Below are 23946 nucleotides of genomic sequence, written 5' to 3'. Positions count from 1 at the left end.
ACTTATCTACACTATGGCATCATTCGTTTAAAACAGTAATAGCGAAAGTATGCTTTCAGTTCTAAATAGTTCTTTTTCTGCATAATACACAGTAAAATTAGAAACATTGGACTACGTTGTGGCCATTTCAATGTAGGGGCTCTGGACAAAATCTATATCCCGCTTTCAATAGAGGATTTTTGTTTTTACCCCAATATTCGTTTATTAAAAAATCACATCACAAGGGGGTAGATGGAAGTAGGAAGATTAGGTTAAAGTTTAATATGGTCTGTGATCTGTCGTATTAATATTTCATTTTCCTTTTGGATTTTGGTTATGCCTAGCCAGGTGTAAAACAAGTCATAACCCCATCCTGAAATGGCTTTCTTATTTTCCAGGATAAAATTCAGCAATTCAGGTTTACTTTTAATATCAAAAGAATTGTTACCAATTTCTGCGGAAGCTTTTAAATAGCGAAGCAAGGTTATGTGTTCAATTGACTTGAACTCCTTTTCTAAATCAGCGGCATATTGTATTGCGCGATTAAATTCTTCTTGAACGATCATCAATTCCAACAAGCTTAATTGTACCATTTCAGTAGATTGCTTGGAATTTTTTAAAAAATTGATCTGCTCATGGTATTTTTTGATCCCTTGCTCAAATGCAATGTTGGCGTCATTTGATTTATGAATAGTTTTATACAACACACCAAGTTCTGCCCAGCTACCGTTAAACTTTTCCGCTAAGATTCTGTAATCATTTATTGCACTTAAGGTATCTCCAAGTTTAATATAGCTTTTAGCTCGAAATTTGAAATCAGGAATTACAAAATTCAATACGCGCAGCTTTCCAGCTGTATCTTGATTAATTGCCCTTGTTAAGTAGTCAATTGCCTTATAATAGTTTCCGACCTCATAATTTGCCCCGCCTATGTTTGTTAAAGACATCTTCTGAATTGCTAAACTATCATTAATACTAAGCGCGGTATTTGCTAAATCTACAGCATATTTAAACTCCTTTTGATAATAATGGTTGTTACTTTTGTTGATCAACGCAAGCACCATAGAATCTGTTCTAGGTAATTCCTTGTCTTCCATTAATCCTAAATCGGTAAACCATAGGGATTTCTCATATCTATTATCTGCATATTCATTTAAGTCCTTTGGCGAGGTTTTTAGCTTGTTTTTTTTCAAATTGATTTGTGCTAAATAAGGAGCCTGAAGGATTCCACTGGGAATTTCTTCAATTTGATTATTACGAAGATTTAGAGACCTAACAAAGAAGTTATGCCATCCTACATCGGGCAGAAATGAAAGCCCACAATTCTCTAATTCAACCAAAAAGCCTTTTGAGGGGATCGTAAACAATCCTTTCATTAGTTGTTTATTATTGATTTCGCTGTTATTATTTAAAATAAGTTTTTTAAGAGAGATCCACTTGCTCAAATCTTCTGGGAAATTCTTGATCTGATTTACTGTAATCTTTTTAATTGGGTTTGGATCGTCTTTTTTGTAAAGAACTCTTACAGCGCTATTCTTTTTAAAATCACTGATTTTTCCAGTATTAAGGTACAGCTCCTGTAAGGATGACAGACCCGCGATTTCCTCCGGCAGGCTATCTAAATCATTAAAGCTTAGGTCAATTTTTTTTATTGCACGAAGCTGTACGATACTAACTGGAATGTGCTTGATATTATTTAAGCCTAAATATAAATTTTCAAGGCTTTTCATTTTGCCTATTTCCTCGGGTAGGGCACTAAGTTGATTATTGAAAAAACTGAGTGTCTTTAATGTTGTAAGATTTGTCAAAGATTCTGGGATATTTTTAATGAAATTATCATTGAGATTAAGAATTACCAGTTTTTTCAATTGGCCGATGTTGGATGGAAGACTTTTCAATTCGCCATTCTGAAGATCAAGCACTTCTAAACTACTTAATCTTCCAATGCTTTCGGCTAGTTCATCTATTGGATTAGAAATTAGATTTAAAGTTTTCAGATTTTCCAAATTCCAAAAATTATCAGGGAGATTTCGGAGCCGATTATTCGACAGATTTAAGTGTTCCAGGGCTTTCAAATCTGAAAAATTATTAGGCAAGTTCGTCAGAGAATCAAAATCCAGTTTAAGGGTTTTGAGTTTTCTTAATTTAAGAATAGCGTTCGGCAAAACCTTTATATCGTTCGAGCTTAAATCAAGGTCAACTAGATTATTGGGAAACCCTGATTGATTCAAAAACAGATTTAAGTTTGAAAGTTTTAATGATTTTAGTTTAGTAAGATCTTTTAGATTAAAGTTAATATGCAAGCTATCTTTCCTACCCAAAATGCTTAATTCCGTTAACTGTTTTAGCTTAGAGAAGGCCGAATCTATATACTGAGGACTTGAGCCATGAATTATGATGGACCGTAATTTTTCCTGATGTGTCAAGAAATTCACAAGGCTCTTGTTGGCCTTAAAATCGACACTGTAAAGTTCGATATTTTCAAGATTTTCAAATTTCAATGTACCAAGATCACCATCACTTCTAAAAAAATAAGAGAGGGATAGATTTTTTAATAATGGCAGCTTCTGCAATTTACGGAGGGCATCAAAATAGTTTAAATAATCGGAGCCTTTAAATTTATAACTTACCATCGCTAACTTGATAGATTCAAGCTTTTGAAGTGCTGTAACCCATTCTGGAAAACCAGCAAAATTTGAGCTTTCCAGAGAAATTCCCTTTAACTGAGTAAGACCTCTTAAAGTGTCAGGAATAGGTTGCTTAAAATTTTGAAAGAACAAATATTCCAAACTAGGTAATTCCTTAAGAGTCGCAAGTCCGTCCAAATAATCAATTTCCCATTCCCCTCTAAACTTTAAGCCTATGATGTTTTTATAATTCCCAAGAACTTTAGGAAGTTTAATTACATTACTGGTTGTTTTGGAGCCGAATTTCCAATCGTTTAGCACCAAATACTTCATCGATGGAAAATTAGGCAACAATGCTATTTCCTGATCAAGTTCAAATTGATTGCTAAAGCACAATTCAACAAGCTCAATTTTATTTAATTGCTTTAGCTTTTCAGCTGTAATGCTTTTGATATCCTCATACACAATAGAAATTCCATGCGTAGAATCTGGAATAGATATGATAAAACGGGGAATGGGTAAGTTGCTTACAAAGCTCATTTTTTCGGCTACAGTTTTTAAATCTTGAGCAGAAAGATGTGCCGAAAAAATAAACACAAAAAACAAGCTTAAGGAGAGAGATTTCATAAAATTGCCCATTATTTTTTCTAGATAAACTTTAACTAAACATAGAAACAATAATTCAGAAAACAAATTGCAAGATATTGTGGCCAGAAGGAAGCTGCATTAATCATTTATGGGATAAAACCCCTTACGCTTTAAGAAGTACAGATTTCGAACGGAACTTAAAACAAGTATTTGAATAAATTATTACATATTAGCATATGGAAAAAACAGACCAGGCAATGATTTTTAATAAAAGAAAGATTTTTCTGATCGGAGGGATCATTACACTTCTAATCAGTCTTTTTATTATCTACCCAGTAGAATATGGAAAAAGTTATTTAATCGATGATTTTGTTTATACTTTTTTAACCTTAGCCATTGCCCTATTCCTCATCATGTTTGGCTTAATGGGTAAAAGCTTTTTTAAGGGTATTTTGTTCCTTCTTGGGAGTACAATTTTTGGCTTTATAGGTTTCTATTTCGCCTACCTTAGGATCCGATGGAGTGGATTAGCAGCAGTATACTTAGGCATTCCATCAGGGATTGTTACCGCAATAGTTTTCTTTCTGGGGAACTATTTGTTCTTAAGAAACGAAACAAACTACAAGTTACTGAAACAAGTTACGATGTATTTATTAATCCTTCTGGTTGTCTCTATCTTATTCGCTTTTGGTGGCGACTGGTCTTTCGAAATATCTCAATATCTCCAGCGCGAAAACTAAAATTGAGGGAGTTTTCTGAAAAAAAACATATAAATAATCGATAAATTAAACAATATACAGAGCAAAATGAAAAACACTTCATTCTTTAAACGACACCAAAAAGCAGTCATCAGCTTCACTGTAATAGTCACTTTATTTTTAGCCCTAGGCTATTATTACGGATTTCAACATATCCCACATCATCTGCAGGAACTTTGGCAATCTAGTGCGAGTAAGCAGGAAGCGCAACCAGCTATGGATGCTAGTGTGGCGACCGCAGAGGCAACTACAGAGGTTTCATCAGCCCCTGAGTTTCCGCTTGATACTTTAATGTGGATCGAGGCTATTAAAAAAGGAGAATATATTCCTGATGGAGTAAAGGAAGAATTGGCGAACATTAGAAAAATGGATTTTTCTAAAATGAGTGTAGCTACAGAAAAACCAAATAACCAGGAGATTAAACAAGCAATCATACAGAGATTTGGCGAGGAAGCTATTCATTTATTGAAAGATAATAATGCAACACTAAGGGGTGGAAAGGCTTTTAATGCGTCTTTACAAAATACGGAGAAAAATGGACAGGAGATAGCCAGAGTAACCATGATGGTTATCGCATTTAATGATAAGAATGTAAATCTGTTGAACATTCAACAACCTATGCTACCAGCTTATGATTTTGTGAAGTTCGAAAGCGATCCTGATACCTGGTATGTTACCGACATTAGTCAGACCATTCCATATGATTACAAGCTAAATAAAGGATAGAATGAGATTACTTCATTACGGTCGTTTTCTACTATTGAGTGTTATTTTATTTGCATGTACCAGAAAGCAAGAACCCGTTAAAACAAATCTAATCATTGCGACCAATAATGGAGACCTCTACAATGTCAATCTAACGACCGGTAAATTACAATGGCAAATATTAGATCAGAGAAATAATGATGAACTCACTTATTTTACACAACACAACCAAACTATTTTAAGAGCCTATTCCGATAAGCGTATCCTGGAAATTGACAAGCTTAACGGAAAAATCAATTGGACTTTTATTGATGAGGTTTCAGCCAATCAAGCCGAATATGGTTATAATTTTACCGGTGTATCCCATTTGTTGTTTGCTCAGTATCCAATTGTACAGGGTGGTAGTTTTATTTTTGGCAACAGTCAAGGGGAGTTTAAGTCTGTTGATCAGAAAACCCGAAAAATAAATTGGACTCATCAAATTCATCAACCTATTTATTGTTCTCCAGCAATGTTCAACAATAAAGTAGTCATTAATGCCAGTTCTTCCATTAAAACCTTAAACCTGGCTAATGGCAGCAGAATCGCAAGTTTTGATTTAGAAACCCCATCGTTTTTAGCACCTGTTGTAAATGAAAATCTGCTTTACGTAGTTGATGAACATGGTGGTGTGTATTGTTTAAATGCTGATTTGAATTTGCTTTGGAAGCATCAACCTGAGCTCGATATGTTTCAGCAGACTAAACTCAATTTTAGTGAAAGAGATATTTTTTACGGTGATACTGCAATGGTTTCATTGAAGAAAAAGAATGGGGAATTGAACTGGAGATTTGTTTTACCACATCAAATAGATAAAAAAGGAAAGAATAATCTTTTACAATCTATGGAGGTAATCGATGATGTTATTGTGGCAAATACCCCACATTATTTGCTGGTTATCGACCAGGATGATGGAAAGATTTTAAAGCAAAAGTATTTTGGTAACCGGGAAACGATTGGGCAGCTTAAATATGATAATGGATTTTACTATTACCTCTGTTCAGATAACAATTTATATAAGATTGATCAAGATTTGAAAGAAGAAACAGTAGTGGCAAGGAACATCAGGTATCAAACAGATAGGGCTATGGATGATACGTATTTAGCGTTCTATTAAATTATATTGATTATTCCTTTTATGCTTATCTTAGTATAAAGGAGTAATCAAATACTAAACTTAATCAGATGAGAAATGTAATCTACGGCATCAATCTGACTACAGATGGTTGCTGTGACCATACCAAATTTAATGGCACTGAGGAGACCCATGAGTATTTCACAAACCTCATGCAAGACGTTGACCTGATTATCTACGGTCGTAAAACCTATCAATTGATGGTTCCTTATTGGCCTGACGTCGCAAAAAATCAATCCGGCACGAAAGTAACAAATGAATTTGCACGAACCTTTGATGCCATTGACAAAATCGTTTGCTCAAGGTCATTAGATAACTTTGAAGAGGGTACGAGGGTTATTCGTACGAATCTGGCAGAAGAAGTCCTCAAACTGAAACAGGAATCAGGAAAGAAGATTTCAATTGGTGGTGTTAGCCTTCCCTCGGAATTGATTGCACTTGGCCTGGTCGATGAATATTATTTTCTGGTTCATCCGATCATTGTCGGGCAAGGAAGACGGTTGTTTGACGATACAGGTCTGCAAAAGCCGCTGAACTTAAAGCTTGTAGACTCGAAGGTACTTCCATCAGGATGTGTATCACTTCATTATTTGAAACAATGATGTTTTTTTATAGTACTCTAGGCGCTATCCAATCAAGATCAATAAGATGCTCCAGATTATCTGTCAATGTGTTGTCGGGATTTGACCTGAGGTATTTCCCGTTTTCACCGTTTACCACGGTAACGCTTTCTCCAACATTCCATGCAGCGCTCTTGTAATTCCAAATCCAGGTGACTGCTGTATTGCCCGGTTTTTCTAACAATGCAATGGCATCTGCTTTTGTTATTTTTGTGGTTCTCGATGTTGAAATCTCTCCAACAGTATGAAAGGCATAGTGAGTGATCATTCTATTTTGGTTTACCCAAACTCCTGTAATTCTATATTCTGCCATAGTAATTTTATTAAAACGCCCAAAGTTAGCGGTATGCAAAATGATTTTATTACGGGAAACCTGATTACAAAATTACTAGTATAAAATTTAACGAATTGCGGTAATCAGTTTTAGGCAACCGGAGAAATTTGTTTGTGTACGCAAATACCCGTATTTTTTATCCCATTTACCTGAAATCAGGTCATCTGAAAGCACTTTCAGGCCAGCATCTCTTAAGTCTTGTCTGCCGAATCCCCAACAGGATTGGCCAGCACGAACTGATTCACTCAAAAAAGCCTCAGGTCTACCGTAAAAAGCCTCTGTAAATCCATCAATACAATTCATTGGAATAGGGATTGATTCTACCTTGCATTGGCCACCTAATATATTTAGCAACCTATCAATAGCAGGCAGGCGGAAACTTTCCACTTCCATCATTTCCGGAAAATAATCGTTAATCCAAAAATCCCGCATCAGCTTCGGATCTAAAGTTAAGATAACAACCGGTCCAGCGGTAACCCTTCGAAGTTCAGTTATTCCTTTTTCTAAATTTTGCCAATGGTGTATGGTGATCATAGCCATTGAAGCTTCGAATGCCTCATCGTCAAATGGTAAGTTTTCAGCATAAGCTATTACTGCCGGCCCTCTGTTCTTTGAGACTCTTTGTTTACGCATGACGATTGAAGGTTCAACAGCAACAACATATCGATCCTCAGGCTCATAAGAACCACTGCCTGCACCAACATTCAATACGGAAGCCGAATTACCCAAAGCTTGCCATACATAGGCAGCTATACGAGGATCTGTTGTCCGCTGAATCGCATAACTTTGCCCATATTTATCATAATTAAAGGAGGGATTTTCAATCTTCATCACTCTAATTTAGTAAATAAAACAGACCTTCTAACCAAAATAATAAAGGCCATATCAGATGATACAGCCTTTAATTAAATAGAAAATGTTTTTTTTAAATTTCCCAAAGCTTAAGCTAAGGTTCAGCTCGAAACTACCATTGGTAAAGCCGCTGAGTGCGGAGGTTTGTGCGCTTCTAAATAAGAGTTTCTTGTTTTTATCTCTTTAAAAAATTCACCAATAATTGGTTCAATTCATCTTTATGAGTGATAAATAAGCCATGTGAACCACCTTCCATCTCATAGTAATCGGCGTTGGGAAGTAACATCGAAGTAATTGCGCTGGTTGCTTTAATGGGTACCACCTTATCTTCATCCCCATGAATCACCATTACAGGAATAGTAATCGTACTCAGGTCTGTTCTGAAATCTGTTTCAGAAAATGACCTTACACAGTCTACCGTAGCTTTTGGACTGGCAACTATTGCGAGCTGATGCATCCAATTCCGGATCTCATGACTAACAGGTTTATTCAAAACACCTTCGCCAAAGAATTGCTTTCCGAAGGCAGCTAAGAATGCCGGGCGATCGTGTTGAATATTGGCAATCATCTCTTCAAAAACTTCCTTAGGAACACCTTCCTCATGGTCTTCTGTTTTTAACATTAAAGGAACTACAGAGCTAATCAATACCGCTTTTTCGACTTTAGAGCTACCATATTTACCTAAGTAACGTACGACTTCTCCGCCACCCATAGAAAATCCAACCAGGGTAACTTCTGACAAGTCCAGCGCAAGAATCAATTCGTTTAAATCGGAAGCAAGCGTGTCATAGTCGTAGCCGCTCCAGGGCTTATCCGACTGGCCAAAACCACGCCTGTCGTAAGCAATACAACGATAGCCACTGTATACAATAGAGGCGACCTGATATTCCCACATTTCGTGCGATACTGGCCAGCCATGAATTAAAATCACCGGTTTTCCTGAACCTAGGTCTTCATAGAATATATTGACAGATTTACTGTTCTCAGGATTTCTTTTGATATAGGGCATAATATAAATTTAAAGGTTCAATGGTTAATAACATCATATATCGTGATTATGTTTAACAAAAACGACATCAAGGACGAATAAACAATTATAATATCCTCATCTTTGCAGAAAAAGAACGATAAAATGAATAAAGCAATATTTCTGGATCGTGATGGCGTGTTAAATCACGAAATCTATGATTACATCTGTAAAGTAGAAGATTTTGAAGTCCTGGAATACCAGATTCCGCCATTGAAAAAGCTGTATGATGAGGGTTATATGCTAATTATCATTACCAATCAAGGTGGAATTGCCCTAAAAAGATACACCGAAGAAACATTGGCAGAAATGCACCGTATTTTAGGAGAAAAGTTTGAGGCACAAGGTGCAAAAATCACCCATGCTTACTATTGTCCACATCATCCAACAGTTTCTGAGCCTTGTAATTGCAGAAAACCTTTATCGGGAATGGTATTAGAAGCAATCGCAACTTACAACATTGACCCTTCCTTATCTGTGATGATTGGTGATAAACCAAGAGATGTAGAAGCAGCAAATGGAGCAGGAGTGAAGGGTATTCTTATCGAACCTGACGAACAAATCAGTTATGAAGCCATAAAAAAAGTCCTGTCGAATTAATCAACAGGACTTTTTTGTATCATTAATGAGATGCCTATTTACCAGCAGCTTTTGCATGATCAGCTAAGAACTGAGCAAGACCGCTATCGGTTAATGGGTGTTTCATTAATGCAAGGATTGCAGAAAGTGGACCAGTCATTACATCAGCACCTAATTTAGCGCAGTTTACAATGTGCATTGGACCTCTAACTGAAGCTGCAAGAATTTCAGTTTCGTATTGGTAGTTATCAAAAATCAATCTGATATCTTCGATCAATTGAAAACCATCTGTAGAGATGTCATCTAAACGACCTAAGAATGGAGATACATAAGATGCACCAGCTTTTGCAGCAATTAAAGCCTGGCCAGCAGAGAAAATCAAAGTACAGTTGGTTCTAATTCCTTTAGATGAAAGGTATTTAATAGCCTTAACACCATCTTTAATCATAGGGATCTTAACCACGATTTTCGGATCTAGTTTAGCTAATGCTTCACCTTCTTTGATCATGCTCTCATAATCAGTCGAAATTACTTCTGCACTAACATTCGCATCAACGATGTCACAGATAGCTTTGTAGTGGTTAATTACATTTTGGTCCCCAGTGATACCTTCTTTAGCCATTAAGCTAGGGTTGGTAGTTACGCCGTCTAGAACGCCAAGGTCTTGAGCTTCTCTGATTTGATCTAGATTAGCTGTGTCTATGAAAAATTTCATAAGATATATAGTTTAAGAAAATATATGGTTTTATTTAACTCGTGTTGGTCGTTAGAAAGAAGAGGATGCATCGGAAGCATATCAATCTAAAAAATAAAAATGGGCAAGCACTTTACATCGCATCGCTACAACTTTCTACCCTTGCTTCGTTCCCGCCCTGGGGGAGTTCAAAAGGAGCTGATCGTGTAATACTTGCCCGTCACAAAAGTAGGAAAAGATCTGAATCTACCAAAGGATAAAATGCTTTTATTTTAATTTTTAAGCGGTTTTTTGGTTAATTCACTGAAATTAAAGGTCTTGAAGCTGAAAATAATTTTAAAGTTTTTTTAGCTGGCAGAAAGGCTTGCTGCCAATTGAAGATCATTTTAGGGCTAACTCTCTTATATAGGGAAGTCATCATTGCCAATATTTCATTTTACATCGATTGCAGCTATCAATATTATAATATAAAGACGTTATATTTGAAATGTACTGCATTTTTCTTAAAAACGATGCCGATATTATAATTACTTGATTTATTTGCGTAACTTAGTGTTCGAATCACACTATACCAACCAACAATAAATTAAACTTATGAAACAAACACAAGATCAGCAAGGGTTATACGACCAGCGTTTTGAACATGACGCATGTGGCATTGGTTTCGTTGCTCATATCAAGGGGAGAAAATCGCAACAAATCATTTCCGACGCAATAACCATTCTTGAAAATCTTGATCACCGCGGAGCTTGCGGCGCTGAAATTAACACAGGAGATGGTGCAGGTATCATGATACAGATCCCTCACGAATTTCTATATGACGAATGTCTTAAAATAGGATTCAGTCTAAATGAATCCGGAGACTATGGGGTAGGGATGTTATTCTTACCGAAAGACGTTAAAGCGAGAGAAGAGTGCAGAGAAATCATTTATCGTGCAGGAGAGAAGCTAGGCCTGGAAGTTCTGGGTTTTAGAAAAGTATTAACCAATACAGCAGGTATTGGAGATATGGCCTTATCTGTAGAGCCTGAAATGGAACAGGTATTTATCGCCCGCCCATATGCAATCGCTGCTGGTGCAGATTTTGAACGCAAGCTTTACGTTTTTAAGAATTACCTATCCAAGACCATTAATAATACTGTAAAAGGAATTAACGGGGAGTTTTATATCGCCTCTTTCTCTTCCAGAACTATAGTATATAAAGGACAGCTGACCTCATTACAGGTAAGATCCTATTTTACCGAGCTTAGTGATAAGCGTGTTGTTTCTGCTTTTGGATTGATCCACAGCCGTTTTGCAACGAATACTTTCCCTTCCTGGAAATTGGCGCAACCTTTCAGGTATATCGCCCATAATGGAGAAATCAATACCCTTCAGGGTAACCTGAACTGGTTTAGAGCAAGTGTAAAGTCATTGGCTTCCTCACACTTTACACCCGAAGAACTGAATATTTTACTTCCTGTAATTGATGAATCCAATTCCGATTCAGGTTGTTTAGACAATATAGTAGAGCTTTTAGTGCATGCAGGTCGTTCTCTGCCACATGTCTTGATGATGTTAATTCCTGAGGCATGGGATGGTAACGATGATATGGACGAGCTTAAACAGGCATTCTATAAGTTCCATGCGACCTTAATGGAGCCTTGGGATGGACCTGCGGCTGTTTCCTTTACAGATGGTAACCTGATTGGAGCAACTTTGGATAGAAATGGATTACGTCCGCAAAGATATGCCATTACAGAAGATGACCATGTGATTATGGCTTCGGAAGCTGGTGCATTGGCTTTAGATCAAAGCAAAATTATTGAAAAGGGTAGGTTGACCCCTGGAAAGATGTTTGTAGTCGATATGGAGCAAGGAAGGATTATTTCTGATACCGAGATTAAACAACAAGTATGTAGCCGCAGGCCATATGCAGATTGGTTAAATCAATACCAAATTAGATTAGAAGAACTTTCTGATCCAAGAGTAGTGTTTAGCGGTCTTTCAGAGGAATCTATATTTAAATACCAACAAGTATTTGGATATAGCCGTGAGGACATCGATTTAATCCTGAAACCAATGGCTAAGGATGGTAAAGAGCCGATCGGCTCGATGGGAACTGATATTCCTTTGGCCATTCTATCTCAAAAACCACAACACCTTTCTTCTTATTTCAAACAATTGTTTGCCCAGGTAACGAATCCGCCAATTGACCCGATCAGGGAAAAAGTGGTGATGAGTCTTGCGGGATTCATGGGGAATAACGGAAATATTCTGGAAGAAAATGCGCTGCAGTGCCACTGTGTGGGTATCAAGCATCCGATATTAACGAATTTAGAGTTAGAAAAACTTAGAAGTATAGATACTGGTGTATTCCAATCTAAAACTTTACAAACTTATTTCAGAGCCACAGGTAAACCTGGCGCAATGGCAAAAGCATTAGACAGACTTTGTCGCTATGCCGTTGATGCCGTAGAAGATGGTTTCCAGGTGATTATCCTGTCTGATCGTGCGCTAGACTCTGAACATGCTGCAATTCCTTCTTTATTGGCTGTTTCTACTGTTCACCACCACTTAATCCGCAAAGGGTATAGAGGTGATGTAGGTTTAGTGGTTGAGGCTGGTGATGTTTGGGAAGTGCACCATTTTGCTTGTTTAATCGGTTTCGGTGCAACAGCAGTAAATCCTTACTTAGCAGAAGAAACAATTACTGGTTTTGAAAAAGAACTGGAGGTTAAACCTGCAAAATTGATCCAGAACTATATATATGCTGTAAACAATGGATTGTTGAAGATTTTCTCTAAAATGGGAATTTCGACATTGCAATCTTACCATGGCGCGCAGATCTTTGAGATTCTTGGTTTAAATAAGCAGGTAGTCGACAATTACTTTACCGGTGCGGTTTCCAGAATCGGTGGTTTAGGATTGGATGAGATCGCCAGAGAAACTTTGATCAAACACAACAGGATTTTCGGTTCGGCAACGCGTCCGGATATGATTTTGCCTACAGGTGGTAATTACAAATGGAAACGTAAAGGAGAGCAACATTTGTTCAATCCTCAAACGATTCACTTGTTACAAAACGCAACCAGAAAGAACGATTACAATGTATACAAACAATATTCTAAGCTGGTAAATGAGCAAACGCATCAAGCGTTTACCATCCGCGGATTGTTTGAATTTAACTACAAACGCCCCGCAGTACCTTTATCAGAAGTAGAGCCAATTGAGGAAATATTGAAACGTTTTGCAACTGGTGCAATGTCTTTCGGTTCGATCTCTCATGAAGCACACTCCACTTTGGCCATTGCAATGAACCGCATTGGTGGAAAAAGTAATACCGGAGAAGGTGGTGAAGATGAATTGCGCTATGAGACTTTACCTAACGGTGATTCTATGCGCTCTGCAATAAAACAGATTGCTTCTGCACGTTTCGGCGTAACGAGTTATTACCTGAGCAATGCAGATGAGTTACAAATTAAAATGGCACAAGGTGCAAAACCTGGTGAAGGTGGACAATTACCTGGTGATAAAGTAGACGACTGGATTGCAAAAGTTCGTCACGCAACACCTGGTGTAGGTCTGATATCGCCGCCACCACACCATGATATTTATTCTATTGAAGATTTAGCACAGCTGATCTTTGACTTGAAAAATGCAAACCGTGAAGCTCGAATCAATGTGAAACTGGTTTCTAAAGCGGGTGTAGGTACGATTGCTGCCGGTGTAGCCAAAGCACATGCTGATGTGATCCTGGTTTCTGGATTTGACGGTGGTACCGGCGCTTCTCCTTTAACTTCCATCCAACATGCAGGCTTACCTTGGGAACTTGGTTTAGCAGAAGCACACCAGACTTTGGTTAAAAACCGCCTGCGCAGCAGGGTCGTATTACAGACAGATGGTCAATTGAAAACAGGGAAAGATATCGCCATTGCAGCGCTTTTAGGTGCTGAAGAATGGGGTGTAGCAACTGCTGCTCTAGTTACCTCTGGTTGTATCATGATGAGGAAGTGTCATTTAAATACTTGTCCGGTTGGTGTGGCTACACAGGATCCTAACTTGAGAAAGTTGTTTACCGGTGAAGCAGATCACGTCGTGAACTTATTCAAATTCCTGGCGGAAGAGTTGAGAGAGACCATGGCAGAACTTGGTTTCAGAACTGTGGAAGAGATGGTAGGTCAGGCAGATGCCTTAAGCTTACGTCCAATTGATCCTAGCGACTGGAAATTAAAAGACCTGGATCTTTCTGCAATTTTATATAAAGCACCAGACAATGGCTTGAGCTTGTTCCAAACAGAAACACAAGACCATGGCTTGGCGGATATTTTAGATCACCAATTGATCAAAGCTGCTGCGCCTGCCTTATTAAATAAAGAACCTATTTATAGAGAGTTTGAGGTTAAAAATACCAATCGTGCCTTAGGTACGATGCTTTCCAATGAGGTTTCTAAAATCTATAAATCACAAGGCTTACCTGCCGATACGATCAACTTCAAGTTCAAAGGTTCTGCCGGACAAAGTTTTGGTGCATTCGCAGCAAGAGGAATTTCCTTGCAGTTGGAAGGTGAAGCAAATGATTACGTAGGTAAAGGTCTTTCTGGTGCAAGGTTATCGATCTATCCTTTTAGTACGATCAGCTATGTACCTGAGCAAAATATCATCATTGGTAACGTAGCCCTTTATGGTGCGACTTCCGGTGAGTTATATGTAAGAGGTCAGGCCGGTGAAAGGTTTGCGGTAAGAAACTCTGGTGCTACAGCTGTAGTAGAAGGTTTAGGTGACCATGGTTGTGAATACATGACTGGTGGTGAGGTCTTGGTAATCGGTGATACAGGTAGCAACTTTGCCGCTGGAATGAGCGGTGGTGTAGCCTGGATCTATGATACGAAACAAGAGTTTACCAATAAATGCAACAAGGAAATGGTAGACCTTGATCCACTAGACGAACAGGATGAATTGCGCATCAATGTATTATTGAAAAAGCACATCCAACTTACGGATAGTAGTTTAGCTAAGTTTATCTTAAGCGACTGGGCAACTCAATCCGCACATTTCATCAAGGTATTCCCTAAAGAATACAAAGCAGTAATGATGAAAAGAGCTGCAGTAAGTGTTTAAGTATAGACCAAACAAGAGCCACCGTAAATTGAAACACAAAATGACGACAACCACTAAACTAAATATAGCTTAACCATGGGAAAAGTAACTGGATTTTTAGAGTATGAAAGAACTGCTCCTATAAAAGAAGATGCTAAAGAACGTTTAAAGCATTATAATGAATTTGTAGAGAATTTTGAATTAGAGCAAGTAAACCGTGAAGCCGCAAGGTGTATGGATTGTGGCGTTCCATTTTGCCAGTCGGGATGCCCGCTGGGAAATGTGATTCCAGAATTCAATGACGCGGTATATAAAGGAGATTGGCAATTGGCATCAACTATACTGTTGAGCACCAATAACTTTCCAGAATTCACCGGAAGAATTTGTCCGGCACCATGCGAGTCTGCATGTGTACTTGGCATCAACAAATCTCCGGTATCTATTGAAGAGATTGAGAAACATATTATTGAAATTGCCTTCAACAAAGGCTATATCAAAGCGGAAGAGCCATTGATCCGTACCGGTAAGAAGGTTGCAGTGATTGGATCAGGTCCGGCTGGACTTGCGGCAGCAGCACAATTGAACAGAGCCGGTCATGAGGTGGTAGTGTACGAACGTGATGATACCCCGGGAGGTTTGTTGAACTATGGTATTCCTGACTTTAAACTTCAGAAAGATGTCGTTACAAGACGTATCAACCTGATGGAAAAAGAAGGTATTGTTTTTAAATGTAATTCCAATGTAGGTGAAAATGTAGAGTTGAATACTTTACTTAGAGAGTTCCAAAGCATCGTTTTGGCAGGTGGTTCTACCATCCCAAGAGATTTGAATATCACTGGTCGCGAGGCAAAAGGTGTTCATTATGCCATGGATTTCTTGAAACAACAAAACAAGCGTGTTAAAAATATTAGCTTCGAAGAGGAGGCTATCCTGGCTAACGGTAAGGATGTAATCGTGATTGGTGGTGGTGATACCGGATCTGATTGTATCGGAACATCTAACCGTCAGGGCGCTAAATCCGTAATGCAGTTTGAGATTATGCCAATGCCTGCGTCACAACGTACCGCGAACATGCCTTGGCCAACATTCCCAATGTTGCTTAAAGTGACTTCTTCGCATGAAGAAGGTTGCGAGAGAGCTTGGGGAGTAAATACGAAGGAATTTATCAAAGATGAGAACGGTAATCTGAAAGCCCTAAAAGTAGTAGACGTAGAATGGGAAATTGATCCTAGCGGCAGACCTTTGAACTTCAAGGAGAAACCAGGCACGGAAAGAGATTTACCTTGTCAGCTGGTTTTATTGGCCATGGGTTTCTTACATCCTCAAAAAGAAGGCTTAATTGAAAAGTTAGGAGTAGAGCTGGACAATAGAGGTAATGTGAAAGCCGAAGAAGGTAAATATCAAACGAATATTGCAAAGATCTTTGCAGCAGGAGATATGCGCCGCGGACAATCACTGGTAGTTTGGGCCATTTCTGAAGGAAGAGAGGCCGCCCGTAAAGTTGATGAATACTTGATGGGACACAGTCGACTCGCTTCAAAAGACGGTATTCCTTATGCCTAATTAATAAAAATTACACTTAGTGGAAATTATTCCACCAGCTATCTTAAAGCAGCTATTACCTACGGGTTGATAGCTGCTTTTTTTTGAGAATTATTTTTTATATAGAAATTATCCAAAACGCGATCACAGCAGAATTTCAAAGAAAGAACAAGCGCTGACAAAATCAAGAGAACTTTTCTAATATGATCCTTTGTTGTCTTTCTCTTCCTTAGGACAGGTGGTAAATCTGAATTTATATGCTCAATACGAGTCCTTTATCAGGCTTAATTGTTAAAAAAAGCGCCCAATATACATGTTTAATCCTTTTTTTTGAAATTGTAATAAAAAAGAGACAAGATAATTCAGATAGGTAGTTTGTTGCTTAAATTTAAGTAAGAAACTAATTCTAAATGGACTATGAAAAAATCACTACCATTTTTAATGCTTCTATCGCTATTTAGCATAGCCGCATGGGCACAAACCCGTACGATTACGGGAACTGTGATCGCTGCAAGTGACCAAAAACCTCTCCCTGGAGTATCCATACGGGTCGTGGGTCAAAAGACAGCCACCTTAACAAATTCTTCAGGTAAGTACAGCATCCAAGTAACTGGAACCAACCTGAGTTTGGAATTTTCTTATCTCGGTTTTAAAACCCAGACGAAAACAATTGGAAGTAATAATCAGATCGATGTTTCTTTATCAGATGAAGAAACTAGCTTAAATGAAATTGTAGTTACCGCACTCGGTATAAAGCGAGATAAACGAACCTTAACTTATTCAACACAGGAAGTAAGTGGTAATGCTTTAGTCGCTGCAAAGGAAAATAATTTGGTGAATGCATTGGCTGGTAAGGTCGCCGGAGTTCAAATCACGAACTCCAGTGGTGCCGCTGGTAGTTCTTCGAAAATTGTAATCCGTGGAAATACCTCTTTAACCGGGGAAAACGGTGCGCTCTTTGTTGTGGACGGCGTACCTATTAATAACACGGAAGCTGGGAATCCAGATGGCGCATTAAGTGCGGGAGGGACAGCCAATAGAGCCATTGATATTGATCCAAATATTGTAGAAAGCGTGACTGTACTAAAAGGCGCGGCAGCTAGCGCACTGTATGGATCCGCTGCAGCAAGAGGTGTGGTTATGATTACCACAAAAACAGGTAAGGGGAAACCTTCAGTTTCTGTCTCTTCAGGAATTACGGTAGACCATCCAATATTTCCCGAATTTCAGGATAAGTATGCTCAAGGTAGCAATGGAGTGTATGTAGATGGAAATAATGGAGAATTGGGTTCAGGTTCTTGGGGACCACCTATTGATGGGTTGATAGTCAATGGGGCTCCGGTGCAAAAACACGATCCCAGGAAGGAATTTTTCAGAACTGGATTTACAACCGATAACACCGTTGCGGTAAGCGGTGCAAGTGATAAGTCAACCTACCTCGTTTCATACTCTTACTTGAAAACCAAAGGAACAATGCCGGGAACTGATTTTGGCCGTCACTCTTTCTTTACTAAGTTTTCAAATAATATTACGGATAAGATAAACGTAATTGGACAACTAAATTATGTGAATACTGCTAATGATCGTTTACCTGAAGGAAATAGCCTTGCAAGTCCATTTTGGACAGTTTATGCTGCTCCCATATCCTGGAACCCACTCCCTACTACTTATCCGGATGGAACACAAAGGGTATATCGTGCCGCAAGAAATAATCCTTACTGGTTAGTGGATAATGTACAATTTTCCTCCCAAGTAAACAGATTTTTGCCAGTTTTTACAGTTACTTATAATCCAACTCCATGGCTAACGATCACAGAGCGGTTAGGCGCAGATATTTTTAATGATGACACGCATTACCATGAAGCTCCCGGAATTGTGGGTGGAGAATCTGATAACGGTAAAATGTACAATAGAGAGATTAACTTCAGACAATACAATCATGATTTGATTGTAGAAGCAAAGAAGAGCTTCGGTGATGATTTCTTTGGAAGTATTTTGATCGGTAATAATATCCTGGCTTCTAATCAGAAAACAATCTTTGACAAGGGGATAGGTTTATCAGCTAAAGACTTCTATAATATCGCCAATGCGTCCACCCAAATCTCCACAATTACGGAAAGCAATTATAGAAAAGTAGGTGTGTATGTACAGATGACAGGTGAATACAAGAGAATGCTATCTTTGTCATTAACAGGAAGATATGATGGAACTTCTGTACTTAGCAGCAGTAAACAGTATTATCCTTATGGTTCAGCATCTGCCGGATTTATCTTCACAGAAGCATTGGGAATGAGTAAAAATCCGATTATGAATTTCGGTAAATTCCGCATTTCTTATTCTTATGTAGGAAATGATAATGTAGCACCTTATAGTATAGGTACCCCATATATAAAACCGGTTATTGGAAATATAGAATTCCCTTATGACAATCTGAATGGGTTCTTATTAACCAATACCTATGGTGACAAGAACTTGAAGAATGAAGGCTTAAAGGAGTTTGAAACCGGGCTTGAATTTAAATTCCTCAAAAACAGATTGAATCTTGAAGCAACTTATTTTAATAAACTAAGCCAGGATCTGATTAGTACAACGCCAATCACCCCATCAAGTGGTTTTAATGCAGCTGTTATTAATGCGGCAAGCATGTATAATCGTGGAATTGAACTTGTACTAGGTGGTACTCCCATCAAAACAAAGGACATCACCTGGGATATTAGCCTGAATTTTGCCAAGATTAAAAATAAGGTAACTGATATCGGACAAGGTCTTGACAACATTCAGTTTGCAGGCTTTGTGAGCCCGGGTGTTTTTGCTTATAAAAATCAACCTTATGCCGTTATTTTTGGTTCAAGGTACCTTCGCAATGATGCCGGAAAGTTAGTCATTGATGATCAAGGTTACCCTATCATAGATGAAACACTTGGGGCAATTGGAAATACCGCCCCAAAATGGAATGCAGGTCTAACCACAACCTTCACCTATAAAGGCATTAGCCTTTCTGCTGTACTTGACATGAAAAAGGGTGGAGATGTATACAATCTTGATAATTTTTACCTCAATTTTTATGGGGTTACTAAAGTTACCCAAGACAGAACTGCAACTAAAGTTATTGAAGGGGTAACTGAAGATGGTTCACCGAACACCAAACAGATTACATTAGATCAAAAGTACTATCAGGAAAACTTTTCAGCAGTCGATGAAAATGGAGTAGAAGATGGAACTTATGTTAAACTAAGACAGGTAACGCTGGCTTATACTTTTCCAGCAGATTTATTGAAGAAAATGCCCTTTAGAGGATTAAGTGTATCTGCAACAGGTAGGAACCTCTGGTTCTATACACCACACTATACAGGCTCAGATCCTGAAGTGAGTTTGTATGGAACAGGAAATGGAGGTGGCTTTACCAACTTTGTAACGCCATCTAACAGAAGTTTCAATTTTGCAGTAAAAGTTACCTTTTAAACAGATCAATCATGAAAAAGATAAATTATTTATTCGTAGCATTTTTAATGCTGGTTTCTGCATCTGGATGTAAGAAATATTTGGATATCAATAAAGATCCTAACAACCCTTTAGATGTTCAGGAGGCGCTGATCTTAACACCTGTTGAACTTTATACCACGACCAATATTCTTGGCGGTTTTCCCGGCTCTGTTGCGGCTTACTGGACGCAACAATTGGCAATCAATCAGGCGCCACCAGAAATTGACAGTTATAGAATTACCCCTAGTGACGTTAACAATACCTGGAGTTTTGACCTTTACCCTGCAATTTTCAATAACTTAAGAATCATGATAAGTAAAGCAGAAGCAGGGGGAAACAACAGCTATGCTGCAATTGGAAAAGTAATGCTAGCTTATAATTTGGCAGTCTGTACAGATTTATTTGGAGATATTCCTTACTCAGAAGCCTTTCGTGCACTAGATGGATTAAAACCAAAATATGATAGCCAGGAAGACATTTACAAGCTCATTCAACAAAATTTAGATGAAGCTATTGTCATTTTGAATACGACACCTTCTGGTATTACGGCAAAAGCAGATGACCTGATTTACTCCGGGGATTTTCCTTCCTGGAAGAAATTTGCTTACACGCTCAAAGCCAGATACTACCTACGGTTAAGTAAAGCAGCAGGATATTCTGCTTCCACTCAAGCTGACCTCGCGCTTGCAGCTTTGCAGAATGGATTTTCAGCCAATAGTGAAAATGCTAAAGTAAGCTATAAAGGTGGCGACAAATCACAAAACCCTTGGTATCGTGGAACTTTACCAGGTGCTGGTGGTGTGGTGTTAAACAAAACTTTTGTCGACCTACTAACGGCAAACAACGACCCAAGGTTACCAATCCTTGCGCTTCCTGGTTCTGGTGGAGGTTTTCTGGGCAGAGAAAGTGGTACAGATCCAGATCCGAATCCAAAAATATATGCCACTGTAGGCCCCAAGGTCGGTGGGTATTTGCTCTTAGATCAAGTGGGACCAGCAGCACCTGTTTACCTGGCAACCTATGCTGAGGCTTTGTTTATTAAAGCTGAAGCCACATTAATTAAGTCTGGTTCAGGCAGTGCTCAACCTATATTTGCAGAAGCCATCAGGCAAAACATGCTTTCCCTGGGCGTCAGCACAGATAATATAAACACCTATATCGCTGCACATGGAACACTGGATCCAACTACTCCGCTAAAGAGCTTAATTGGAGAAAAGTATGTGGCTAATTTCTTATCACTGGAAGCTTATAATGACTGGCGTAGAACAGGATACCCAACTTTAAATGTAGTTGTTAATGCATTCCGGCCATATATCCCTCAGCGTTTTCCTTATCCTTCTCAGGAGATTACTTCAAATCCCCAGCCGCAACAAGGAATACTGACCTCTGTTCCGGTTTGGTGGGCAAAATAATTTTGTGGGAAAAAGACTGATTTAACTTTAAATGGCTACTTATCTAAAGATAAGTAGCCATTTAATTATTTGTCGTTTGGATTCTTTTTTTTCGCAAGCAGCATTTGGATCGTTTTCTCTATTCTTCCAATCCTGGTTTTATCTTGTTTCGCAGTTAATATCCAAAGTACATATTCTTTTTTATGAGAATAGGCCAGCGACAAGAAATACTCCAAGGCTGTCGGATATTGTTTTAATGCGAATTCAAGATCCTCAGGTGCTTTTACTTGCTTATTCTGTACATCAATGTAATTAGAGAAATCATTCTTTTGAATGTTTTCATTCCTAACGGGAGATGCTTTTACCAAATCAATAGGCTTCAGACGGAGACCTGTCCAGACCTCGGAAATAGAGGCAGAGGCGCAAGGTGTCAATTGATAAGTTTTCAATTCATCCCAAGGTCCCATCATGTTCAAATCAGTTGCTATCCCTGAACTTTTTTTAGGATAAGCAATCCAGAATAAGGTGTTTTGCTGTAGCTTTTTATGTAATTTATCCAAATGTTCTTCCAATTCATAGCCATTGGCCACAAATAGAAGTACTGCATCAAACTCCTTTTCAGGGTTAAAGCTGAGCTGTATCGCATCAAAATCACCTAATAGTTCTACTAAATTCTCCGGAGCATTCTCAATGAGCACTTTGTATCCAGGTTTTATATGCAGTTTTTTAAGTAATTGGTTTTCCATAAATCAGCCTTATAAAAGTATTTATAATCTTAATTTAGCAAAGAAATCCCAGAGTACAATTCCTGCTGAGATTACAATATTAAAAGAATGTTTAGTCCCAAATTGAGGAATTTCAATACATTCATCAATTTGTGTCATCACCTCATCACTCACACCATTCACTTCATTTCCGAAAATCAAAGCGTATTTTTTCTGTACATCTGGCTGAAAAGTGTTCAACATCGTACTTCCGGATGCCTGTTCAATCGCAATGATCTCATATCCATCTTTACGTAAACTGGCCACAGCATCCAATGTCGTTTCAAAATGTTCCCAGGCTACAGATTGTGTAGCTCCTAATGCGGTCTTCTCGATTTCGCGGTGGGGAGGTTGTGCAGTGATACCACACAAGTATAATTTCTCAATGGCAAAACCATCTGCTGTTCTAAATACAGAGCCGATATTGTGCATACTTCGCACGTTATCCAACACTACAATAACCGGTAATTTCTCCTGTTCTTTAAACTCTTCTACACCTACACGGTTTAGCTCGTCTGTTTTTAATTTCTTCATTAAGGACTATTATTCTATTCTATGGGGGCAAAAATAAGATTAAATTGCAGAAGCACCATTGCCAATTTCACTGATATAAATAGAAGCAGGGTACCCAATACGCGATACATAAAAATCAGTCAGTTGCTTAGAAAAATCTTCTTCCTGACCTTTTTTAAGCAGGGCGATCGCACAGCCACCAAAACCAGCACCAGTCATTCTTGCACCGATTACATGTTCGTAATCACCACAAAACTCCACAACAGCATCCAATTCTTTACCAGTAACCTCATAAAGGTCCTTCAATGACTGGTGAGAAGCATACATTAAACGACCAAATTCTTGTAAATCACCATCGTTTAGTGCTTTCGCAGCAAGGTGCACACGGTCGTTTTCTTTGATCACATGCGTCGCTCTTTTTAATACGGTTTCATCTGTGATCAATTGGCTATGTAAGGCAAATTTCTCTGCATTCAACTCACATAAGTTATTTAATTTAATTTCTTTGTTAAGGTCTGCTAAAGCAGCTTGGCATTCCGCAACTCTTTCATTGTATTTTGATTCCGCAAGCTTTCTTGGCTTATTTGTATTGATGATCGCCAAACGGTAATCTCCAAGGTTACAATCCACAGATTTGTGCTTTAAAGTATCGCAATTCAGCATTAAAGCCTTATGTTCTTCTCCAAATGCAACAGCAAACTGGTCCATTATGCCGCAATTTACACCTATGAATTCATTCTCTACTTTCTGTGCCAGCAATGGAATCTCAATTTTCTCATAGCCCAAATCAAAGAAATCATTTAATGCATAAGCCATAGCGACTTCTATAGATGCTGAAGAGGAAAGTCCAGAACCAATAGGTATATTACCGTAAAATAAGAGGTCCAAACCAGTAGGAATTTTATGCTTCTTTAGGATTTCATTAAACACACCTAATGGATAATTGTACCATTCAGAACCGGTTTTAGTGTATGCATCCTGCAATGAAATCTCCTGTTCTTCAGGGAAGTTCAAACTTTTAAAGCGAATTACCTGGTCGTCGTTAGGCGCAATACTTAACCAGGTTCCTAATGTAATCGCACATGGCATCACCAATCCACCGTTATAATCAATATGCTCGCCAATCAGATTCACGCGTCCAGGGGTAAAGTAGTTCGCCTTTGGTTCTTGTCCATATAGCGCTGAGAATTTTTCGGTCAATTCCGCTTTCATTGTAATTTTTTAAATTAATGTTTTT

At 38.4% G+C, this 23946-nt stretch carries 17 protein-coding genes and 1 other RNA gene; 9 read left to right on the top strand and 9 right to left on the bottom strand.

The features are described 5' to 3' along the window. Positions 1–251 precede the first annotated feature (251 nt). Positions 252–3233: a leucine-rich repeat domain-containing protein gene (locus tag GM920_RS02995; protein ID WP_182953273.1), complete on the bottom strand. Its 2982-nt coding sequence runs from the start codon at positions 3231–3233 to the stop codon at positions 252–254. Between the two features lie 197 nt (positions 3234–3430). On the opposite strand from GM920_RS02995, the gene GM920_RS02990 reads away from it, so the two are divergent. The 4 genes from GM920_RS02990 (at position 3431) to GM920_RS02975 (ending at position 6433) form a co-directional block, all read left to right on the top strand. After that, on the top strand, positions 3431–3934 hold the full coding sequence (locus GM920_RS02990) for a hypothetical protein (protein WP_182953272.1): 504 nt from the start codon (positions 3431–3433) through the stop codon (positions 3932–3934). Positions 3935–4000: 66 nt separating this feature from the next. Continuing rightward, the gene (locus GM920_RS02985; protein WP_182953270.1) at positions 4001–4678 is read left to right on the top strand and encodes a hypothetical protein; all 678 of its coding nucleotides are present in this window, start codon (positions 4001–4003) and stop codon (positions 4676–4678) included. 1 nt (position 4679) lies between these two features. After that, entirely contained in the window at positions 4680–5813 is a 1134-nt protein-coding gene (locus GM920_RS02980; protein WP_182953269.1) for an outer membrane protein assembly factor BamB family protein, read from the top strand. A 68-nt stretch (positions 5814–5881) separates the two neighbouring features. Then, positions 5882–6433, top strand: coding sequence for a dihydrofolate reductase family protein (locus GM920_RS02975; protein ID WP_182953267.1), 552 nt, complete (start codon positions 5882–5884; stop codon positions 6431–6433). A 7-nt stretch (positions 6434–6440) separates the two neighbouring features. Here the strand turns inward: GM920_RS02975 and GM920_RS02970 are convergent, their stop codons facing one another. From GM920_RS02970 to GM920_RS02960, 3 genes are all read right to left on the bottom strand, one after another. Next, positions 6441–6764 (bottom strand): DUF3892 domain-containing protein, encoded by a 324-nt coding sequence (locus GM920_RS02970; protein WP_182953266.1) that lies wholly within the window; start codon positions 6762–6764, stop codon positions 6441–6443. A gap of 87 nt (positions 6765–6851) precedes the next feature. Further along, positions 6852–7616, bottom strand: a complete 765-nt coding sequence (locus tag GM920_RS02965; protein ID WP_182953264.1) for a class I SAM-dependent methyltransferase — start codon at positions 7614–7616, stop codon at positions 6852–6854. Positions 7617–7812: 196 nt separating this feature from the next. Next, on the bottom strand, positions 7813–8646 hold the full coding sequence (locus GM920_RS02960; RefSeq protein ID WP_182953262.1) for an alpha/beta fold hydrolase: 834 nt from the start codon (positions 8644–8646) through the stop codon (positions 7813–7815). A gap of 123 nt (positions 8647–8769) precedes the next feature. Between GM920_RS02960 and GM920_RS02955 the strand changes: the two genes are divergently transcribed. After that, complete coding sequence (locus GM920_RS02955) at positions 8770–9264, top strand: D-glycero-alpha-D-manno-heptose-1,7-bisphosphate 7-phosphatase (protein ID WP_182953260.1); 495 nt, start codon at positions 8770–8772, stop codon at positions 9262–9264. Positions 9265–9298: 34 nt separating this feature from the next. Here the strand turns inward: GM920_RS02955 and fsa are convergent, their stop codons facing one another. Together fsa and ffs are read right to left on the bottom strand one after the other, a co-directional pair. After that, positions 9299–9958: a fructose-6-phosphate aldolase gene (gene fsa, locus GM920_RS02950; protein ID WP_182953259.1), complete on the bottom strand. Its 660-nt coding sequence runs from the start codon at positions 9956–9958 to the stop codon at positions 9299–9301. Positions 9959–10056: 98 nt separating this feature from the next. Beyond that, an RNA gene (gene ffs, locus GM920_RS02945) (signal recognition particle sRNA small type) lies at positions 10057–10156 on the bottom strand. 375 nt (positions 10157–10531) lie between these two features. Here ffs and gltB point away from each other — a divergent pair. The 4 genes from gltB to GM920_RS02925 all read left to right on the top strand — a co-directional run bounded on the left by gltB (position 10532) and on the right by GM920_RS02925 (position 21453). Continuing rightward, a complete protein-coding gene (gene gltB / locus GM920_RS02940; protein ID WP_182953257.1) occupies positions 10532–15037 on the top strand; it encodes a glutamate synthase large subunit in 4506 nt (1501 codons plus the stop codon). A 75-nt stretch (positions 15038–15112) separates the two neighbouring features. Continuing rightward, positions 15113–16579, top strand: a complete 1467-nt coding sequence (locus GM920_RS02935; RefSeq protein WP_182953255.1) for a glutamate synthase subunit beta — start codon at positions 15113–15115, stop codon at positions 16577–16579. A gap of 396 nt (positions 16580–16975) precedes the next feature. Then, positions 16976–20020 (top strand): SusC/RagA family TonB-linked outer membrane protein, encoded by a 3045-nt coding sequence (locus tag GM920_RS02930; RefSeq protein ID WP_182953254.1) that lies wholly within the window; start codon positions 16976–16978, stop codon positions 20018–20020. Positions 20021–20031: 11 nt separating this feature from the next. Continuing rightward, the gene (locus tag GM920_RS02925; protein ID WP_182953253.1) at positions 20032–21453 is read left to right on the top strand and encodes a SusD/RagB family nutrient-binding outer membrane lipoprotein; all 1422 of its coding nucleotides are present in this window, start codon (positions 20032–20034) and stop codon (positions 21451–21453) included. A gap of 65 nt (positions 21454–21518) precedes the next feature. Here the strand turns inward: GM920_RS02925 and GM920_RS02920 are convergent, their stop codons facing one another. From GM920_RS02920 to GM920_RS02910, 3 genes are read right to left on the bottom strand one after another with little or no spacing between them, the layout of a single operon-like run. Further along, complete coding sequence (locus GM920_RS02920) at positions 21519–22178, bottom strand: YdeI/OmpD-associated family protein (RefSeq protein WP_182953251.1); 660 nt, start codon at positions 22176–22178, stop codon at positions 21519–21521. 21 nt (positions 22179–22199) lie between these two features. Next, on the bottom strand, positions 22200–22730 hold the full coding sequence (locus GM920_RS02915) for an RNA methyltransferase (RefSeq protein ID WP_182953249.1): 531 nt from the start codon (positions 22728–22730) through the stop codon (positions 22200–22202). A 39-nt stretch (positions 22731–22769) separates the two neighbouring features. After that, a complete protein-coding gene (locus tag GM920_RS02910) occupies positions 22770–23921 on the bottom strand; it encodes a galactokinase (RefSeq protein WP_182953247.1) in 1152 nt (383 codons plus the stop codon). Between the last annotated feature and the right edge of the window lie 25 nt (positions 23922–23946).

Origin of the sequence: Pedobacter gandavensis, assembly GCF_014172405.1 — a bacterium.
Taxonomy (GTDB): domain Bacteria; phylum Bacteroidota; class Bacteroidia; order Sphingobacteriales; family Sphingobacteriaceae; genus Pedobacter; species Pedobacter gandavensis.
The sequence above is the reverse complement of the archived record's forward strand: the minus strand, read 5'-3'. Positions and strand labels throughout refer to the sequence as shown.

Bases quoted from the DNA above. Each gene is read 5' to 3' on its own strand.
- gltB (WP_182953257.1), top strand. From the start codon at position 10,532: ATGAAACAAACACAAGATCAGCAAGGGTTATACGACCAGCGTTTTGAA.
- GM920_RS02920 (WP_182953251.1), bottom strand. From the start codon at position 22,178: ATGGAAAACCAATTACTTAAAAAACTGCATATAAAACCTGGATACAAA.
- GM920_RS02980 (WP_182953269.1), top strand. From the start codon at position 4,680: ATGAGATTACTTCATTACGGTCGTTTTCTACTATTGAGTGTTATTTTA.
- GM920_RS02990 (WP_182953272.1), top strand. From the start codon at position 3,431: ATGGAAAAAACAGACCAGGCAATGATTTTTAATAAAAGAAAGATTTTT.
- GM920_RS02960 (WP_182953262.1), bottom strand. From the start codon at position 8,646: ATGCCCTATATCAAAAGAAATCCTGAGAACAGTAAATCTGTCAATATA.
- GM920_RS02930 (WP_182953254.1), top strand. From the start codon at position 16,976: ATGAAAAAATCACTACCATTTTTAATGCTTCTATCGCTATTTAGCATA.
- GM920_RS02915 (WP_182953249.1), bottom strand. From the start codon at position 22,730: ATGAAGAAATTAAAAACAGACGAGCTAAACCGTGTAGGTGTAGAAGAG.
- fsa (WP_182953259.1), bottom strand. From the start codon at position 9,958: ATGAAATTTTTCATAGACACAGCTAATCTAGATCAAATCAGAGAAGCT.
- GM920_RS02965 (WP_182953264.1), bottom strand. From the start codon at position 7,616: ATGAAGATTGAAAATCCCTCCTTTAATTATGATAAATATGGGCAAAGT.
- GM920_RS02995 (WP_182953273.1), bottom strand. From the start codon at position 3,233: ATGAAATCTCTCTCCTTAAGCTTGTTTTTTGTGTTTATTTTTTCGGCA.
- GM920_RS02975 (WP_182953267.1), top strand. From the start codon at position 5,882: ATGAGAAATGTAATCTACGGCATCAATCTGACTACAGATGGTTGCTGT.
- GM920_RS02955 (WP_182953260.1), top strand. From the start codon at position 8,770: ATGAATAAAGCAATATTTCTGGATCGTGATGGCGTGTTAAATCACGAA.
- GM920_RS02970 (WP_182953266.1), bottom strand. From the start codon at position 6,764: ATGGCAGAATATAGAATTACAGGAGTTTGGGTAAACCAAAATAGAATG.
- GM920_RS02935 (WP_182953255.1), top strand. From the start codon at position 15,113: ATGGGAAAAGTAACTGGATTTTTAGAGTATGAAAGAACTGCTCCTATA.
- GM920_RS02925 (WP_182953253.1), top strand. From the start codon at position 20,032: ATGAAAAAGATAAATTATTTATTCGTAGCATTTTTAATGCTGGTTTCT.
- GM920_RS02910 (WP_182953247.1), bottom strand. From the start codon at position 23,921: ATGAAAGCGGAATTGACCGAAAAATTCTCAGCGCTATATGGACAAGAA.
- GM920_RS02985 (WP_182953270.1), top strand. From the start codon at position 4,001: ATGAAAAACACTTCATTCTTTAAACGACACCAAAAAGCAGTCATCAGC.